The sequence below is a fragment of the Azohydromonas aeria genome (assembly GCF_009760915.1).
GTDB lineage: Bacteria > Pseudomonadota > Gammaproteobacteria > Burkholderiales > Burkholderiaceae_C > Azohydromonas > Azohydromonas aeria.
This window is the reverse complement of sequence record NZ_VIDQ01000019.1, coordinates 87,397-105,309: the sequence shown is the minus strand read 5'-3', so window position 1 is coordinate 105,309 and position 17,913 is coordinate 87,397. Positions and strand designations below refer to the sequence as shown.

Here is a 17,913-nt window from a genome sequence, read left to right as displayed (position 1 = left end):
GGCGCCATGAAGCTGGCCGAGCCGCGCTGGCCCGGGCTGCGCCCGCTGCTGCAGGCGGTGGGCGTGCTGGGTGCCGCGGCGCTGATCTGGTGGGTCGGGCCGCTGGTGGCCATTGCCGGGCGGGTGCCGCTGGCCGGCGAGGCGGCGCGCGGCTGGGCCCTGGCGGCGTTGCTGGCCGCCAGCCTGGCCCGGGCCGCGGGCCGCGCGCTGCGGGCCCGGCGCGACAACGCCCGGCTGCTCGACGGCCTGGTGGCCGGCGAGGCCGCCGCGCCCACGGCCGAGGTCGAGTTGCTGGGCCGGCGCTTCAAGGAGGCGGTGGCGCAGCTGCGCCGCTCGCGCCTGGGGGCGCAGCCGGGCGGGCGGCGCCCGGGCTGGCTCGCCTGGCGGCGCGGGTCCTGGGTGCACGAGCTGCCCTGGTACGTGATCATCGGCGCGCCCGGCGCGGGCAAGACCACGGCGCTGGTCAACTCCGGGCTGCAGTTCCCGCTGGCCCAGGCGCGGGACGGCAACCCGGCGCTGCCCGGCGTGGGCGGCACGCGCAACTGCGACTGGTGGTTCACCGACCAGGCGGTGCTGATCGACACGGCCGGGCGCTACACCACGCAGGACAGCCACCAGGCCGCGGACCGCGCCGCGTGGCTGGGCTTCCTGGACCTGCTCAAGCGGCACCGGCCGCGCCGCCCGCTCAACGGCGTGCTGCTCAGCGTCAGCGTGGCCGACCTGCTGGGCGCCGGCCCCGGGGCGCGCCAGGCGCATGCGCGGGCGCTGCGCGCGCGCATCGACGAGCTGCGCCAGCGCCTGGGGCTGCGCCTGCCGGTGTACGTGCTGGTGACCAAGACCGACCTGCTGGCCGGCTTCATGGAGTTCTTCGCCGACCTGAACGCCGAGGAGCGCGCCCAGGTCTGGGGTTTCACCTTGCCGGCCGAGGGCGTGCCGGCCGACCCGCTGCCGCTGCTCAGCAGCGAGCTCGCGGCGCTGGAGAAGCGCCTGGGCGAGTACCTGCTGGAGCGGCTGCACGGCGAGCCCGACCGCGAGCGCCGCGCCGCGCTGTTCGCCTTCCCGCAGCAGTGGCGGCTGCTGCACGAGCTGCTGCTGGAGCTGCTGCGCGACACCTTCGCGCCGGAGCCGGAGCCGGCGCCGCAGACCGGTGCCGGTGCCCGTTCGCCGATGCTGCGCGGCGTCTACTTCACCAGCGCGACGCAGGAAGGCACGCCCATGGACCGCGCGCTGGGCGGCATCGCGCGTGCGCTGGGACTGTCCGGGCGGCTGCTGGCGCCGGCGCAACCCAGCGGGCGCAGCTTCTTCGTCACGCGGCTGCTGCGCGACGTGGTGTTTGCCGAGGCGGGACTGGCCGGCACCAACCTGCGCTGGGAGCGGCGCCGCGCGCTCGTCCATTCGAGCCTGGCCGGGCTGAGCCTGGCCGCGGCGGCCGCGATGGTGGCGCTGGGCTGGCGCGCCTGGGCCGACAACCGCGCCTACCTCGCCGCGGCCGAGGCGCGGCTGCCCGCGCTGCGCCAGCAGGCGCAGGCCGCGCGCGCCACGGCGCCCACCGACCTGGTCGCGCTGGTGCCGGTGCTCGACGGCGTGGAGCGCTTCGCCGGCGCGCCGGACGCCGCGGCCGTGCCCTGGCCGCTGGGGCTGGACCAGCGCGAGATGCTGGCCACCGCGGCCGGCGACGCCTACGCGCGGCTGCTCAAGGACGCCTTCCTGCCGCGCATCGCCGCGCGGCTGGAGACGCGGCTGCGCAGCGACGCGCAGGACCACGTCGAGCTGGTCTACGAGGCGCTGCGCGCCTACCTGATGCTCTTTGCCGGGCGCAACTTCGACGCCACGGCGCTGCGCGCCGACCTGAACGCCGACTGGGACGCCACGCTCAAGGCCGGCGTGGCCGAGCGCGTGGCGCTGCGCCGCCACCTGCAGCGGCTGCTGGCCGGCGGCGAGGTGGGGGCGCCCGAAGGCGCCGATCCGCAGCTCGTGGCCCGGGCGCGGGCGCTGGTGGCCAGCGTGCCGGTGGCCGAGCGCGTGTACCACCGGCTGCGCCAGGACGGCGCCGCGGTGCCGGCCTTCAGCGTCGCGGCGGCGGCCGGGCCGGCCGCGTCCCGCCACTTCGCGCGCGCCAGCGGCCGGCCGCTGGACGACGGCGTGCCCGGCTTCTACACGCGCGCCGTGTACCCGCAGCGCCTGCGCGAGCGCACGCACGAGGCGCTGCGCCAGCTGGAGCGCGAGCGCGCCTGGGTGCTGGGCACGGCCGGCGCGCGCGCCATGCCGGTCGCGGCGGCCGCCCCTGGCGCCGCGGCGCCCGCGTCGCTGGCCGAGGCCGTGGAGCAGCTCTACCTGGCCGACCACGCGCGGCAATGGGAAGCCTTCATCGCCGACCTGCGCCTGGCGCCCACGCCCTCGCTGGCAGCCACGGCCGAGGCGGCGCAGGCGCTGTCGCGGCCGGACGCGGCGCTGGCGCAGCTGCTGCGCGCGCTGGCGCAGGAGGTGAATGCCTCGCCGCTGCTGGCGCCGCGCCACGCGGCGCTGGCGCGCTTCGTGTCCGGGCAGCCGGCGCCGCTGGACGACACGCTGGCGCAGCTCGGCAGCGCCGGGCAGCAGCTGACGGTGATCGAGGACGCGCTGCGCCGCCGCACCCTGCCGCCGCCGGGGCCGGCTTTCAGGGCGCTGAGCGCCGCGGCGGCGCAGGCGCCCGCGCCGGTGGACGCGCTGCTGTCGCCGCTGGCCGCGAGCGCGTCGGCGCAGGCGCTGGCGGCGCTGCGCGAGCCGCTGTCGCGCCAGGTTTCGGCCGAGGTCGGCGCGGCCTGCAGCCGGGTGCTCGACCACCGCTACCCCTTCGCGCGCGGCGCGGCGCAGGAGGTGTCCCGGGAGGATTTCATCGCCTTCTTCGGCGCCGGCGGCGTGCTCGACGACTTCGTGCAGCGCCGCCTGCTGCCCTACGGCGAGAGCGCCACGCCGCCCGGGCTGCAGCGCGCGCGCCAGGTGCGCGAGGCCTTCTTCAGCGATGGCGGGCGGCGCTTCGGCGTGCAGCTGGAGCTGCGGCTGCTGGCGCTGGACGCGGCGCTGCCGGAATTCGTGATCGAGATCGACGGCCAGCCGCTGCGCTTCCGGCGCGGCGCACAAGCGCCGCAGCGGCTGCGCTGGCCGGCGGCCGACGGCGCGCCGGGGCGCGTGACGCTGCGCGCGGGCTCCGGCAACGGCTACAGCTTCGAGGGCCCCTGGGCGCTGCTGCGCCTGCTCGACCGCGTGCGCGTGGCGCCGGGGCCGGGTGGGCGGGCGGAGCTGACCTTCGACGTCGAGGGCCACCAGGCCCGCTTCGAAGTGCGCAGCGCGTCGGCACTGAACCCGGCGCTGCGCGCCGAACTGGAGTCCTTCGCATGTCCGAGACAGCTCTGACATCGTCATCGCCGCTGCCCCCGGGCTGGTGGGGGAAGCTGCCGGCCCTGGGCGACTTCGCCTCGCGCCGCCTGCCCGACGCCTTCATCGCCGGCTGGGACGAGTGGCTGCGCCACGGCCTGAACGCCTCGCGCGAGGCGCTGGGCCCGCGCTGGCTGGAGGGCTACCTGGTGGCGCCGATCGTGCGCTTCTGGCTGGCGCCGGGGCTGCTGGGCGCCACGTCCTGGACCGGGCTGGTGATGCCCAGCCTGGACCGCGTCGGCCGCCACTACCCGCTCACCGTGGCCCGGCCCGGCCTGGCGCTGGGCCAGGCGCGGGCGCTGCCGCGCTGGTTCGAGGCGCTGGACGCGGCGATGCGCCAGGTGCTGGACCTGCGCTTCACGGTGGACGACCTGGAGCGGGTGCTGGCCGAGGCGGTGGACGGGGCCGAGTGGCCGGCGCCCGCATCGGAAGAGGACGCGGAGCGCGGCAGCGTCTGGTGGTTCAGCCGCGCCGGCGGCGAGCTGCGCTGCCGCTTCGACGGCCTGCCGCCCGCGGCCGCCTTCACCGCGCTGCTCGGAGCCTGCGCATGAGGGCGATGGCGCACCGGCTGCTGGCGCTGCTGTGGCTGCCGTGGCTGCTGCTGGCCGCCGCTGCGGCGGCGGCCGCGCCGGGCGTCGGCGAGGTCACCGAGCAGCGCGTGGCGCTGGTGATCGGCAACGCCGCCTACCGCAGCGACCCGCTGGACAACCCCGTCAACGACGCGAAGCTGGTGGCCGCCGGGCTGCGCAAGGCCGGCTTCGACGTGGCGCTGCGCCAGGACCTGGACCGCGCCGCGCTGCTGCAGGCGCTGCGCGACTTCGGCAACCGGCTGGGCGAGAACACCGTGGCGCTGCTGTACTACGCCGGCCACGGGCTGCAGCTGCGCGACCGCAACTACCTCATCCCCGTGGACGCCGAGATCCGCAGCGAGGACGAGATCCCGATCGCCGGCATCGACCTGGGCTTCATCCTGGGCCGCATGGGGCATGCGCGCAGCCGCATCAACCTGGTGATCCTCGACGCCTGCCGCAACAACCCGTTCCTGGGCAAGACGGTGTCGGCGCAGGGCCTGGCGCAGATGGACGCGCCCGTGGGCACGTTGCTGGCGTACGCCACCGCGCCCGGCAAGCTCGCCGCCGACGCGGGCAGCGGCGCCAACGGCGTCTATGCCGAGCACCTTGCCAGGCACCTGCTGACGCCGGGGCTGCCGGTGGAGCAGGTGTTCAAGCGCGTGCGCGAGGGCGTGGTGCGCGAGACGCAGCAGCAGCAGGTGCCGTGGGAAAGCTCTTCATTGCAGGGCGAGTTCGCCTTCGTGCCGGGCGTGGCGGCGACGGCCGCGGCGCCGGCGGACGTGGACGCCGCCGGCGAGATCGCGTTCTGGAACAGCATCCAGGCCTCCCAGCGCGCCGACGAGTACCGGGCCTACCTGCGGCAGTACCCGCAGGGCCGCTTTGCCGCGCTGGCGCAGGCGCGGGTGGCGGCGTTCGGTGCGGCGCCGGCCTCGCCGCCGCAGGCCGTGGCCCTCGCGCCGCAGGCCGTGCCGCCGCCGGCCGTCTCGGCCCCGGTCGCGGCACCGGGCGCGGGCGCCCTGCCGCGCGTCGGCGACCGCTGGCGCTACCGGGTGCAGGACCAGTTCCGGCTGGGCGACCTGTTCGTCAGCGCCCGGGTCGAGGGCGTGACGGCCGAGGGCGTGGCCGAGAGCTGGAGCACCACCTCCGACGCCCGGCTGCGCACGGCGGTGGCGGCGCTGGCGCCGGCCTTCCACGAGCTGCCCGGCTGGACGCTGACGCCGCCGGAGTTCGCGCCCTACCTTCTGGCGTCGGGCGGCGCGCTGCAGCCCGGGCAGGCGCTGGGCGCGCCCGTGCGCCGGGTGGAGCAGGTGAGCGTGGCGCTGCAGGCGCGCGTCGAGGGCGAGGAGGAGGTGCAGGTGGCGGCCGGGCGTTTCAGGGCGCTGAAGGTCGTGCTCACCGGCCGCGCCACGCCGCGCGGGGGCAAGGCGGTGAGCGTGGAGCAGGTGGTGTGGTACGCGCCGGCCGTCAGGCGCATGGTGAAAAGCACCGTCTCGACCAGCGTGGGCGGGGCGCTGCGCGAGGCGACCAGCTTCGAGCTGGTGGAGTACGAGCTGCGGTGAATGCCCGCTGAATCCGCGCGGTCCCGGAGCCGCGTGCCGGGTCGGTGAAAGCCTTGAACCCCCCGCCGCGCCGCCGCAACCCAGCGGCATCCCCCGTTCTCCATCCAGGACACCGCCATGACGAACCGCCTGACCCCCGCCACGCTGGCCGCGGCGCTGGCTGCCGCCGTCACGCTGGTGGCCGCAGCCGATCCGGCGCGCGCCCAGCAGGTGCGGCTCTACGGCGCGGACGAGGCCGTCGATCCGCGCGAGGTGGCCGCCATCCTCGACGCGCCCAAGCCCGCCCGGGCGCCCAAGTTCCGCGGCCTGCGCCTGCTCGACGACGACGCCCCGGCGCAGCAGGCGCTTCAGGGCGCCGGCGCGCAGGCCCAGGCGGCGCCGGCGCTGGCGCTGCCGGTGCAGTTCGGCTTCAACTCCGCCGCCATCGAGCCCGCGGCGCGGCGCCAGCTCGATGCGCTGGCGCAGGGCATCCGGCTGCTGCCGCCGGACAAGGCCGTGGTCATCGAGGGCCACACCGACGCGCTGGGCGGCGACGACTACAACGAGCGCCTGTCGCAGCGCCGCGCGCAGGCGGTGCGCCAGTACCTGGTGGCGCAGCACGGCATTGCCGCGTCGCGGCTGCAGGCCGTGGGCCGGGGCGAGCACGACCCGCTGCCCGGGCGCGACCCGGACGCGCCGGAGAACCGGCGCGTGCAGTTCCGCGGCGAGTGATGTCTCGCCGCGCAAGGTTTCCCCATCCCGCCTTCGGCACCTACCATGAGACTTCCACTCCCATCCGTGCCGTCGGCGCGTTCCCGCCATGGACAACGACGAGGTGATGCGGCTGCTCGGCCGTATCGGACAGGGCGACGAGGCGGCCTTCCGCGAGCTGTACCGGGCTTTTTCGCGCCGGCTCTACGCCTACGTGATCCGCAAGCTCGGCAACGAGGCGCAGGCGGAGGAAATCGTGGCTGACACGCTCTACGAGGTCTGGAAGGCGCCGGCGCGCTTTCGCGGCGAGTCGCAGTTCAGCACCTGGCTCATCGGCATCGCGCGCAACAAGGTGCTCATGGCCTTCCGCTCGCGCAAGCCCGACGCGGTGTACGAGGACCTGCAGGAGATCGCCGAGGTCGTCGCCAGCGAGGACGCCGGCGCCTTCGAGCTGCTGGCGCAGCGCCAGCGCCGCGAGGGCGTGCAGCACTGCATGGGGCGGCTGTCCGAGGACCACCGCGAGGCCATCCACCTCGTGTTCTACGAGGGCCTGTCCCTGGCCGAGGTGGCGCAGGTGCAGTCCTGCCCCGAGAACACCGTCAAGACCCGGCTTTTCCACGCGCGGCAGAAGCTGCGCAACTGCCTGAAGCTGCTGCTGGAGCGCGAAGGCGGCGGATCGCTCACCGGAGCAGCGCCATGAACGACGACACCCTGGACGAATTGCTGCCGTTCTACGTCAACGGCACGCTGCCCGCGGCCGAGCGCGAGCGCGTCGAGGCGTATCTGAAGGCCCATCCCGAGGCGCAGGCCGAGGTGCAGTGGCTGCGCTCGCTGCAGGCCCGGGTGCGCGAGGAGGCGCCGGCGGTGTCGGCCGAGGTCGGGCTGGACCGGGCGCTGCAGCGCATCCGCGCCGAGGGGCGGGCGCAGCCGGGCGCGCGCCCGGCGGCGCAGCCGGGCGCGCTGGCGCGGCTGCGCGGCTGGCTGGCGTCGCTGGTGCCGCAGTCGGCGCTGCGCCCGGCGCTGGGCGGGGCGCTGGCGCTGGCGGTGGTGCAGGGCGCGGTGATCGTGCAGCTGCTGGGCCAGCACGAGGACGACAGCACCGAGCTGCGCGCGCTGCGCGGCGGCGCGGTGGTGGAGCAGGGGCCGTATCTGAAGCTCAACTTCAAGCCCGACGCGCGCGAGAGCGACATCCGCATGCTGCTGGTGGGCGTCAACGGCAGCCTGGCTGCCGGCCCGGGGCAGCTGGGCGACTACTACGTGCGCGTGCCGGCGCAGCAGATCGCGCAGCTCACGGCGCAGCTGCAGGCCAGCCCGATCGTGGACGGCGTGCAGGTGGTGGACGGGCTGCCGGCGCGGCAGTGAGCGAAGGAGACACGAACCATGCCCCTGTCCGGACGCCGAGCCCTGTGCGCCGCCGCGCTGCTGGCCGCCGCGGGCGTGCGCGCCGCGCCCGCGCCCTCCACCGCCGCTGCCCGCGAGCGCCGCGTGGCGCTGGTCATCGGCAACAGCGCCTACCGCGTCGGGCCGCTGAAGAACCCGGCCTCCGACGCGCAGGCCATGTCCGAGGCGCTGCGCGCGCTGGGCTTCGAGGTTTCGCTGGTGCGCGACGCGCCGCTGCGCGAGCTGATCGAGGCGTTCAGGCGCTTCTCGGTCGATACGCGCGGCGCGGCCGTGCGGCTGCTCTTCTACGCCGGCCACGGGCTGCAGGTGAAGGGGCGCAACTACCTGCTGCCGGTGGACACCGAGATCCGCGCCGAGGAGGAGGTGCCGGCCAAGAGCGCCGACCTCAACGAGCTGCTGGAGCGGCTGGGCGCGCTGCAGCAGGGCATCAACATCGTCATCCTCGACGCCTGCCGCAACAACCCGTTCTCCGGCGCGGAGATCCTGGGCCCGGACGGGCGGCGGCTGAAGTTCCGCGGCGCCACGCCCTCGGGGCTGGCGCCGGTGGAGGCGCCGCTGGGCTCGATGGTGGCCTTCTCCACCGCGCCCGGCGGCGTGGCGCTGGACAACCCCAAGGAGCCGCACAGCCTCTACACCAAGCACCTGCTGGGCGCGCTGCAATCGCCGGGGCTGCCCATCGAGATGCTGTTCAAGCAGGTGCGCCTGAGCGTGGCGCGCGAGACCGGGCGCGTGCAGGTGCCCTGGGAAAGCTCCAGCCTGACGGGCGATTTCTGCTTCAAGCCGGGGCCGGGCGGGGGATGCGCGGTGGTGCGCTGAATTGCGCTGACGTGCCCGCTGCCCGCCGTTGAACGTGAATGCCCGCGCCAGCGGGCATTCGCCTTTCCGCAGGGGCGGCGACCTGGGTGCCTCCTCAACCTGGATGACGTTCGGCGCCCCGCGTGACCTTCTTCACGCGCACCCCCGCGAGCCGCGGCGCGAAGCTCTCCAGGCCTGAACAACGGCGGCCGATGGCGCAACCCAGGGGCACATCGATCCACCGCCTGCCAGGAGAGCACCATGAACGCCTCGAACCTGAACCGCCCGGAACCCGCCCAGGCCGCCGCCGACGGCTACGAGCTGCGCTACAGCTCGCTGCTCGACCAGGACCGCGTCTTTGCCTTTCCCTGCGACGCCGCCGGCCACGTGGACATCGACGCGCTGGATGCACGCACCCGGCTCGACTACTTCTACGCCCGTACCGTCATCGGCCGCGAGTTCGCGCGCCCGACCGTCGCGCCGGTGACGCTGCATTGAGCGCCCGCGCAACGCGTTCGCGCCGGGCTGCTCCAAGCGCCTGCGGCCCAGCGGGGCTGCGGGTTCTTTGAGCAGCCCGGAGCGGACGAGGACGGCCTGGCCCCGAGCCGCGCGCCCCTGCAGCCCGGTGCCCGATAGCCCAGGGGCGGCCGGCTGACAACTGGAAACCGGACTGGCACCGGTTGCATTCCCGGGTCGGTTTGGCACGGTCCCGGGGCGGGGGAAGAATCCCCGCACTCCGATGACACTGCTGCCAATTCAAGACTCAGACCCAGACGAGCCGGCGGGCGCAGCCGTCGCGCCGGGTTTCCCACATTCCCCCGCGGCCGCCGGCGCGCCCGGCGCGGCACGCGCTGCCGCGCCGCTGCATGACGCCTTCCATGCGCTGGCGCGCGCCACGATGGACGCGGTCTGGGACTGGGACCTTGCCACTGACGCGCTGCGCTGGAACCAGGCCGTCACCGCGCTGTTCGGCTACGCGCCCGAGGCGCTGGGGGCCGACGCCGGCTGGTGGATCGAGCACATCCACCCCGAGGACCGCGACCGCGTCGCCACGGGCATCCATGCCGTGATCGATGGCGGCGGCAGCGGCTGGTGCGACACCTACCGCTTCCAGCGCGCCGACGGCGGCTGGGCCCACGTGGACGACCGCGGCTACGTCATCCGCGACGCGGCGGGCCGGCCGCTGCGCATGGTCGGCGCCATGCACGACGCCACCGCCGACCGCCACAACCGCCACGAGCTGCAGCGCATGCGCTCGTACCTGAAGAACATCATCGACTCCATGCCCTCGGTGCTCGTGGGCGTGGACGGCGAGGGCCGCGTCACGCAGTGGAACGCCTCGGCCGAGCGTGCCACCGGCGTGGCCGCGGCGCAGGCGGTGGGGCGGCTGTTCGCGCAGGTGCTGCCCGAGCACGCGGCGCAGATGGACAACGTGCGCCGCGCCATCGCGGGCCAGGTGCCCGTGCGTGCCGAGCGCCAGGTGTTCGAGCGCGAGGGCGAGACGCGCTGGGCCGACGTCATGGCCTACCCGCTGGCCGGCGACGGCGCGGAGGGCGCCGTGATCCGCGTGGACGACGTCACCGAGCGCGTGCGCATCGAGCAGATGATGGTGCAGACCGAGAAGATGATGTCCGTGGGCGGCCTGGCCGCGGGCATGGCGCACGAGATCAACAACCCGCTGGGCGTGATCCTGCAGAGCTGCCAGAACCTGCGCCGCCGCCTGGGCACCGAGCTGGCGGTGAACCGCCGCGCCGCCGAGGCGGCGGGGCTGGACCTGGACGCGCTGCAGCGCTACCTGGAGGCGCGCGGGCTGGTCGGCTTCATCGAGGCGATCCAGGAGGCCGGCGAGCGCGCCGGGCGCATCGTGGCCGACATGCTGGCCTTCAGCCGCCGCGCCGACGAGAGCTTCGCGCCCGAAGGCGTGGCCGACATGCTCGACGCCGTGGTGCGGCTCGTGGCCAGCGACTACGACCTCAAGAAGCGCTACGACTTCAAGCAGGTCGAGGTGGTGCGCCGCTACGAGAGCGGCCTGCCGCCGGTGCCCTGCGCGCGCACGGAGATCGAGCAGGTGCTGCTCAACCTGATCAAGAACGCCGCGCAGGCCATGGCCGAGGGCGGGCGCCGTCCCTCGGTGCTGACGCTGCGCGCCGCGCGCGAGGGCGAGGCGGTGCGCATCGACGTCGAGGACAACGGCCCGGGCATCGCGCCGGCGGCGCAGCGGCGCATCTTCGAGCCGTTCTACACGACCAAGCCGGTGGGCGTGGGCACGGGGCTGGGGCTGTCGGTGTCGTACTTCATCGTCGCCGACCACCACAAGGGCAGCCTCACGCTGGAGTCCACGCCGGGCGAGGGCAGCTGCTTCACGGTCCGGCTGCCGCTGCGCCAGGGCGGGAGCGTGTGAGATGAGTGCAGAAACGCCGCGCGTGCTGGTGGTGGACGACGAGCCCGTGATCGCGCTGTGCGTGCAGGCCTTCCTGGAAGACGACGGCATGGAGGTCACCATCGTCAACTCCGGCGAGGAGGCGCTGGAGCGCGTGGGCGCGGGCGGCTGCTTCGACGTCTGCATCATGGACGTGCGCCTGCCCGGCATCGACGGCGCCACCACCGTGGCGCGGCTGGCGGCGCTGTGTCCGGCGCTGCGATTCGCCATGCACACCGGCTCCGCGGAGTACACGCTGCCCGACGAGCTGGCCGAACTCGGCGAGATCCCGCTGCTCAACAAGCCGCTGCGCGACATGACGCCGCTGGCGGCCACGGTGCGGCGGCTGGCGGCCGGCGCGCCGTGACCCATTCCGTTCGTCCTGATGCTTCGATACCTCAGCACAGGGCGCGCCTGCGGCGCGTCGAAGGATGAACGGCCTTTGCCGTGCTGCAGCCACTGCAGTTGCCGCGGTGCGGAACGCTTCGTTTCCTGATCGGGAAGGAACCGGGATCAGACTGCCGGGCTCTGACCCTCCCGGGTTCCCCAGGCCTCCATTTGCAGCACACCCGCGCATGACACGCATCCTGAGCATCGACGACGACCGCGCCGTGCGGCTGAGCATCGTCGCGTACCTGGAGGACAGCGGCCACGAGGTGCTGCAGGCCGGCGACGGCCGCGGCGGGCTGGAGGCGTTCGAGCGCGAGGCGCCCGACCTGGTGCTGTGCGACCTGGGCCTGCCCGACATGAACGGGCTGGAGGTGGTGGCGGCGCTGCGCGCGCGCGCGCCCGACACGCCCGTGATCGTCATCTCCGGCATGGCGCTGGTGGGCGAGGCGGTGCGCGCGCTGAAGGTCGGCGCCTGGGACTACATCACCAAGCCCATCGCCGACTTCGCCGTGCTCGACGGCGCCATCGCGCACGCGCTCGACCGCGCCGGGCTGATCCGCCAGAACCGCGACTACCAGGCCCGGCTGGAGGCCATGAACCGGCAGCTCGCGCACACCGTGCGCCAGCTGCAGGAGGACGAGGAGGCCGCGCGCATGCTGCAGCAGCGGCTGCTGCCGCCCGACGGGCTGGCCTTCGGCAACTACCGCTTCACGCGGCGGCTGCTGCCCTCGGCCTACCTCTCGGGCGACTTCATCGACTACTTCCCGCTCGACGAGCACCGCATCGGCTTCTACCTGGCCGACGTGGCCGGCCACGGCGCGGCCTCGGCCTTCGTGGCGGTGATCCTCAAGACGCTGGTGGGGCGCTACCTGCGCGCCCATGCCCGCGAGCGCGACCCGACCATCCTGCAGCCGGCGCTGGCGCTGGCGCAGCTCAACCGCGACTTCTGCGCCGAGGAGCTCGACAAGCACGCCACCATGCTCTACGGCGTGATCGACCGGCGCGAGGACACGCTGTGCTGGTGCAACGCCGGGCACTTTCCCTACCCGATCCTGCACGACGGCGCCGAGCCGCGCTTCCTGGCCCATCCGGGGCGGCCGATCGGGCTGTTCGAGAACGCGCGCTACCGCGACTACTGCGTGGACCTGCCGCGCAAGTGCCGGCTGCTGCTGGTGTCCGACGGCGTGCTGGAGCTGCTGCCGGCGCAGGCCACGCAGCGCGCCGAGGCGCTGCTGCCGCAGGTGGGCGACGCCGGCGGCGACATCGAGGACTTCATGCGGCGCCTGGGCATCCCCGAGCATGTCCAGCGCATCGACGACATCGCATTGCTGGAGATCGACCACCATGGCTGAAGGCCAGATCCTGCACGCCCGCGGCGCCGACGGCATCCACGTGCTGCGCCTGCTCGGCGAGGTGCGCTACCCGCTGGCGCCGGCGCTGGACGCGTACCTGCAAAAGCTCTTCGCGCCGGGCGCGCAGGCGCCGGCGGGCTTCGTCATCGACCTGCGCGACACCGAGGCCATCGACAGCACGCACCTGGGGCTGCTGGCGCGGCTGACCACGAAGCTGCGCAGGGCCGGCGCGCCGCGGCCCACGCTCGTCACCGGCCGGCCCGACATCACCGAGGTGCTGCTGAGCATGGGCTTCGACGAGGAGTTCAGCCTGGTCGGCCCCGACGGCGCGCCGCCGCCGGGGGTGGAGGGCGAGAGCGTCGGCGGCCTGGGCGACGCCGACGACGCCGCGCTGGGCGCCACCGTGCTGGACGCGCACCGCGCGCTCATGGCGCTCAACGAGCGCAACCGCGAGCAGTTCGCCGACGTGGTGGCGGCGCTGGAAGCGGAGCAGGCGCTGCGCGAGCCGGGCGCGAAAGCGGGCTGAAACCAGGCCGCGGCCGACGCCGCCCCGGCCACCACAATCGGCGCATGAGCCGCCCGCTGCCGCCTCCGCCAGACCCCGCCGCCGCTACCCCCCTCAAGGACGAGCCCGCCGGCGCGCTGCGCGCCGCGCTGGGCCTGGCGCTGGCCGCGGCGGTATCGCTGGGCCTCTCGCGCTTCTCCTACGCGCTGCTGCTGCCGCCGATGGCGGCGGACCTGGGCTGGAGCTGGTTCACCGGCGGCGCCATGAACACCGCCAATGCCGCGGGCTACCTTGTCGGCGCGCTGCTGGCGCCGCGGGCGCTGGCGCGCTTCGATGCCCGCGCGCTGCTGCTGGGCGGCGGCTTCGCGGCGGCGCTGCTGTTGGCGCTGCACGGCGCGGCGCGCCACGACGCGCTGCTGGCGCTGCTGCGGCTGCTCACCGGCGTGGCCAGCGCCGCGAGCTTCGTCTCCGGCGGGCTGCTGGCGGCGCGGCTGGCGGCGCGCGCCGGGCAGGCCGGGCTGCTGCTGGGGCTGTACTACGGCGGCACAGGGCTCGGGATCATGGCCTCGGCGCTGCTGGTGCCGCTGGCCGTGATCGATGCGCCGCAGTGGCCGCGGGCTTGGCTGCTGCTGGGCGCGGCGGCGCTGGCGGCCACGCTGCTCACGGCCGCCGCCACGCGCGGCCTGCGCAACCCGCCCGGCGCGCCGGCCGCCGGCAGCGCCGCGCTCGCGCGGCTGCGCTGGGCACCGCTGGCCTTCGCGCTGGCCGGCTACCTGATGTTCGGCCTGGGCTACATCGGCTACATGAGTTTCATCATCGCGCTGCTGCGCGAGCAGGGCGTGGCGCCGGGCTGGCGCACCGGGTTCTACGTGCTGCTGGGCGCGGGGGTGGTGGCGTCGTCGTGGCTGTGGGCGGGGCTGCTGCAGCGGGCGAAGGCGGGCGGGGCGCTGGCGCTGCTCAACGCGCTGCTGGCGCTGGCGACGCTGCTGCCGGTGTGGAGCACGCATCCGCTGGCGGTGTTCGGCTCCGGGGCGCTGTTCGGCGCGGTGTTCCTGTCGGTGGTGGCCTCGACCACGGCGCTGGTGCGGCGCAACCTGGCGCCGGCGCAGTGGCCGGCCGGGATTGCCGCCTTCACCATTGTCTTCGCCGCCGGCCAGATCGCCGGCCCGACCCTGGTGGGCTGGCTCGCCGACGGGCCCGGCGGGCTGCCGCTGGGCTTCATCTGCTCGGCCGCGGCGCTGGCGCTGGGGGCGGTGCTGGCGCTGGGGCAGCGGGGGCTGGAGGCGGCAAAGGATTGATGAGCTGCCGTCGCCTGCCGCCCGCAGGCTGATACGGCTCACCCTCTACTTCGTCATCCTCGCCTTCGCGCACTGCTGTCCGGGGAAGGCTCACTCCATGGCATCCCGTCAGCCGTGACGCTGCGCACCCCGATCCGTCATTCCGGCGGAAGCCGGAATCCACGCGCGCCGCTACGGTGGAATGGCTGACGCGGGCACATGCTGGCATTGGCCAGCGAGACATTGCAGCGTTCGTGGATTCCGGCTTTCGCCGGAATGACGAAACAGTAAGCGGGATGCCCGTGCTGTCGGGCTGCCGGTCGTTCCCCGCTTTTCCCGGACAGCAGCACGCCTTCACGGGAATGACGAGGCAAGTTGCAGGCGCCCGTGCCGATGGCCTACCGCCAAGCGCCTGGCTCACCCCTTCAAATGCGCCTGCGCCTCCGCCTCCGTCGCATACACCTGCGGATCGATCCCCCGCGCCGCCAGGGCCTGCGCCAGCCGCGCCCTTGCAAAGCCGGCGCTGCCGTAGCGCGTGACCTTCGAATAGAAACGCCCGGCGGTGCGCTCGACCATCGCCGCCCAGTCGTCTTCCAGCGCGGCGTCGATCTGGAAGTGGTCGTAGTTCACCACCGCGCGCAGCTTGCGACCCAGCGGCTCCAGGCGCTGCACCAGCGCGCGCTCGACGGCCTCGATGTCCTCGCTGCTGTGCACCGTCAGGCGCTCGAAGTTGACGAAGAAACTTTCCCCCGACTCGTCCAGGTGCAGCCGCTCGGCCAGCGGGCGCGCCAGCAGCCGCTCGCGCAGCTTCATCGGCGCGGGCGAGAAGATGCAGGCTTCCATCAGCCGCGGCGCGCCCTCGATGACGGGCGTGAATTCCATGCGCGCCAGGATGTCGCGCTCCAGGTCCACGCCCGGCGCGATCTCCACCAGTTGCAGCCCGGCCTCGTGCAGCCGGAACACGCAGCGCTCGGTCACGTACAGCGCCTCCTGGCCGCGCTTGAGGGCCTCGCGCCCGGCATAGGTGCGCTGCTCGACCTCGCGCAGGAACTTCGGCACGCTGCCGTCGCCGGCGCAGAAGTTGCCGACGAACACCACCTTGCGCGCGTTCTGGCTGATGTTGATGAAGCCGCCCGCGCCCGCCAGCCGCCGGCCGAAGCGGCTGACGTTGAGGTTGCCCTGCGCATCGGCCTGCGCCAGGCCCAGGAAGGCGATGTCCAGGCCGCCGCCGTCGTAGAAGTCGAACTGGTAGGGCTGGTCGATCACGGCATGCGCGTTCACCGCCGCGCCGAAGCTCAGGCCCGCGGCCGGGATGCCGCCCACCACGCCGGGCTCGGCCGTGAGCGTGATGAGGTCGATCACGCGCTCCTGCGCCGCCACCGCCGCCACGCCTTCGGGCATGCCGATGCCCAGGTTCACCACCGCGCCGGGGCGCAGCTCCAGCGCGGCGCGGCGGGCGATGATGCGCCGCGCGTCGAGCGTGCTGCTGCCCGTGTCGGCATGCGGCGCCACGCGCTGCGCGGGCTGGCGCACCTCGCCGGCATAGGCCGGGTTGTAGGGCTCGGCAAAGGTCTGCATGTGGTACTCGGGCTGTTCCGCCACCACCACGCAGTCCACCAGCACGCCGGGAATCTTCACGTGACGCGGATGCAGCGAGCCGCGCTCGGCCAGGCGCTCGACCTGCACGATCACGAGCCCCCCGCTGTTGCGCGCGGCCATGGCGATGGACAGCGCCTCCAGCGTCAGCGCCTCGCGCTCCATGGTGACGTTGCCGTCGAGGTCGGCCGTGGTGCCGCGCAGCAGCGCCACGTCGATGGGGAAGGTCTTGTAGAGGAGCACCTCCTCGCCATCGAGGTCCAGCAGCCTGACGAGTTCCTCCGTGCTGCGCTCGTTGACGCGCCCGCCGCCGTGGCGCGGATCGACGAAGGTGCCCAGCCCTACGCGCGAGAGCTGCCCCGGCTTGCCCGCGGCGATGTCGCGGAACAGTTGCGAGATCACGCCCTGCGGCAGGTTCCAGGCCTCGATGCGGCCTTCCACCGCCAGCCGCTGCAGCCCCGGCACCAGCCCCCAGTGCCCGCCGACGACGCGCTTCAGCAGGCCTTCATGGGCCAGGTGGTTCAGGCCCCGCTTGGCGCCGTCGCCCTGTCCAGCGGCATAGACCAGGGTCAGGTCCCTGGGCGTTCCGGTGCTCGTGAAACGCTGCTCCAGCGCGACGGCGAGGTTCTCGGCGAAGCCGATGCCCACGAAGCCGCCGGTGGCCACCGTGGCGCCATCGGGGATGAGCTGCACCGCCTCCTCGGCGGACACCACCTTGTCGGCGCTGCGGAAGGTCGTTTCCCTGTGTTGCATCGGCATCTCCCGGGACGGAAAGCGGGTTGGGCGCTGGCAGCATACGCGGCCCGTTTCCTGCCCCATAGGCCCGCATGAAGTTCGACCGCGTTCCCGTTGCTCCCTGTTTCCAAGCCGGCGCCGCGCCGCGCCGCGCCCGCCTGGGCGGCTGGGTGCTGGCCCTGGCGGCCGTGCTGGGCGGCTGCGCGCAGCCCGACGCCGCGCCGCTGCACCGCGCGCCACCCGGCGTGCCCGGCGGCTTCGCCTTCGCGCTCATGGGCGACATGCCCTACAGCCCGCGCGAGGTGGCGGCGGTGGACCGGCTCATCGACGCCGTCAATGCCGACGCCGAGGTCGGCGTGGTGCTGCACGTGGGCGACGTCAAGGGCGGCGCCGAGCGCTGCGACGAGGGCATCTACCGCGAGCGGTTGCGGCAGGTGCAGCGCTTCGCGCCGCCGGTGGTCTACACCCCCGGCGACAACGAGTGGACCGACTGCCACCGGCCGAGCAACGGCAGCTACGTGCCCACCGAGCGGCTGGCGCTGCTGCGCAAGTTGTTCTTCGCCGAGCCCGGACGCAGCCTGGGCCAGCGGCCCATGGCGCTGCAGTCGCAGGGTCGCGAGATGCCCGCGCATGCCACTTTCGTCGAGAACGCGATGTTCGAGCGCCAGGGCGTGCTTTTCGCCACGCTGCACGTGGTGGGCAGCCAGAACGACACGGCGCCCTGGCGCGGCGTGGACCCGAAGGACGACGTGACGGCCACCAACCCCGAGCGCCAGGCCGAGTTCGAGGCCCGGCAGGCCGCCAACCTGGCCTGGCTGGACCGGCTCTTCGACACCGCGCAGCGCCGCGGCGCGCCGGGCGTGGTGGTGGCGATGCAGGCCAATCCGCGCATCGAGGCCGCCCCGGGCAGCCCGGCGCGCAAGGGCTTCGACGCCGTGCTCGACAAGCTGCGCCAGCGCGCGCTGGCCTACGGCCACCCGGTGCTACTGCTGCACGGCGACGACCACGAGTTCTTCATGGACCAGCCCTGGTACCGCGACAGCTCGCCGGAGCCCAAGCTGGCCAACGTCACGCGCGTGCAGGGCTACGGCAGCCCGCGGGTGCACTGGGTCAAGGTGCGCGTGCTGCCGGGCACGCCGGAGCTGTTCCAGGTCGAGCCGCAGCGGGTGGGGGGGAATCCGTAAAGGATCCCACGCCAAACAATTCAG

Annotated in this window: 15 protein-coding genes; 14 read left to right on the top strand and 1 reads right to left on the bottom strand. The window is 74.3% G+C overall.

Going from position 1 to position 17,913, the window contains the following annotated elements; genetic code table 11:
• The 13 genes from tssM to FJ694_RS13815 all read left to right on the top strand — a co-directional run.
• A partial coding sequence (tssM, locus tag FJ694_RS13875; RefSeq protein WP_157267828.1) for a type VI secretion system membrane subunit TssM occupies positions 1-3,393 on the top strand: 3,393 nt, incomplete at its 5' end.
• A complete protein-coding gene (tagF, locus tag FJ694_RS13870) occupies positions 3,375-3,965 on the top strand; it encodes a type VI secretion system-associated protein TagF (protein ID WP_157267827.1) in 591 nt (196 codons plus the stop codon). The genes tssM and tagF, both read left to right, overlap by 19 nt.
• Positions 3,962-5,545, top strand: coding sequence for a caspase family protein (locus tag FJ694_RS13865; RefSeq protein ID WP_157267826.1), 1,584 nt, complete (start codon positions 3,962-3,964; stop codon positions 5,543-5,545). The genes tagF and FJ694_RS13865 overlap by 4 nt, the downstream gene beginning before the upstream one ends.
• A gap of 117 nt (positions 5,546-5,662) precedes the next feature.
• Complete coding sequence (locus tag FJ694_RS13860) at positions 5,663-6,256, top strand: OmpA family protein (protein WP_157267825.1); 594 nt, start codon at positions 5,663-5,665, stop codon at positions 6,254-6,256.
• Between the two features lie 88 nt (positions 6,257-6,344).
• The gene (locus FJ694_RS13855) at positions 6,345-6,935 is read left to right on the top strand and encodes an RNA polymerase sigma factor (protein WP_157267824.1); all 591 of its coding nucleotides are present in this window, start codon (positions 6,345-6,347) and stop codon (positions 6,933-6,935) included.
• Complete coding sequence (locus FJ694_RS13850; protein ID WP_157267823.1) at positions 6,932-7,597, top strand: anti-sigma factor family protein; 666 nt, start codon at positions 6,932-6,934, stop codon at positions 7,595-7,597. Before FJ694_RS13855 ends, FJ694_RS13850 begins: the two co-directional genes overlap by 4 nt.
• Before the next feature lie 18 nt (positions 7,598-7,615).
• Entirely contained in the window at positions 7,616-8,452 is an 837-nt protein-coding gene (locus tag FJ694_RS13845; RefSeq protein WP_157267822.1) for a caspase family protein, read from the top strand.
• Between the two features lie 240 nt (positions 8,453-8,692).
• Complete coding sequence (locus FJ694_RS13840; protein WP_157267821.1) at positions 8,693-8,929, top strand: hypothetical protein; 237 nt, start codon at positions 8,693-8,695, stop codon at positions 8,927-8,929.
• Positions 8,930-9,170: 241 nt separating this feature from the next.
• Complete coding sequence (locus FJ694_RS13835) at positions 9,171-10,832, top strand: PAS domain-containing sensor histidine kinase (RefSeq protein ID WP_157267820.1); 1,662 nt, start codon at positions 9,171-9,173, stop codon at positions 10,830-10,832.
• 1 nt (position 10,833) lies between these two features.
• The gene (locus tag FJ694_RS13830) at positions 10,834-11,217 is read left to right on the top strand and encodes a response regulator (protein WP_157267819.1); all 384 of its coding nucleotides are present in this window, start codon (positions 10,834-10,836) and stop codon (positions 11,215-11,217) included.
• Between the two features lie 208 nt (positions 11,218-11,425).
• Positions 11,426-12,592, top strand: a complete 1,167-nt coding sequence (locus FJ694_RS13825; RefSeq protein WP_198320826.1) for a SpoIIE family protein phosphatase — start codon at positions 11,426-11,428, stop codon at positions 12,590-12,592.
• Positions 12,585-13,118: an STAS domain-containing protein gene (locus FJ694_RS13820; RefSeq protein WP_157267817.1), complete on the top strand. Its 534-nt coding sequence runs from the start codon at positions 12,585-12,587 to the stop codon at positions 13,116-13,118. The genes FJ694_RS13825 and FJ694_RS13820 overlap by 8 nt, the downstream gene beginning before the upstream one ends.
• A gap of 44 nt (positions 13,119-13,162) precedes the next feature.
• Entirely contained in the window at positions 13,163-14,395 is a 1,233-nt protein-coding gene (locus FJ694_RS13815) for a YbfB/YjiJ family MFS transporter (protein WP_157267816.1), read from the top strand.
• 396 nt (positions 14,396-14,791) lie between these two features.
• Here FJ694_RS13815 and FJ694_RS13810 read toward each other — a convergent pair whose 3' ends face one another.
• Positions 14,792-16,729 (bottom strand): acyl CoA:acetate/3-ketoacid CoA transferase, encoded by a 1,938-nt coding sequence (locus FJ694_RS13810; protein ID WP_157267815.1) that lies wholly within the window; start codon positions 16,727-16,729, stop codon positions 14,792-14,794.
• 68 nt (positions 16,730-16,797) lie between these two features.
• Between FJ694_RS13810 and FJ694_RS13805 the strand changes: the two genes are divergently transcribed.
• Positions 16,798-17,889: a hypothetical protein gene (locus FJ694_RS13805; RefSeq protein WP_157267814.1), complete on the top strand. Its 1,092-nt coding sequence runs from the start codon at positions 16,798-16,800 to the stop codon at positions 17,887-17,889.
• Positions 17,890-17,913 lie beyond the last annotated feature (24 nt).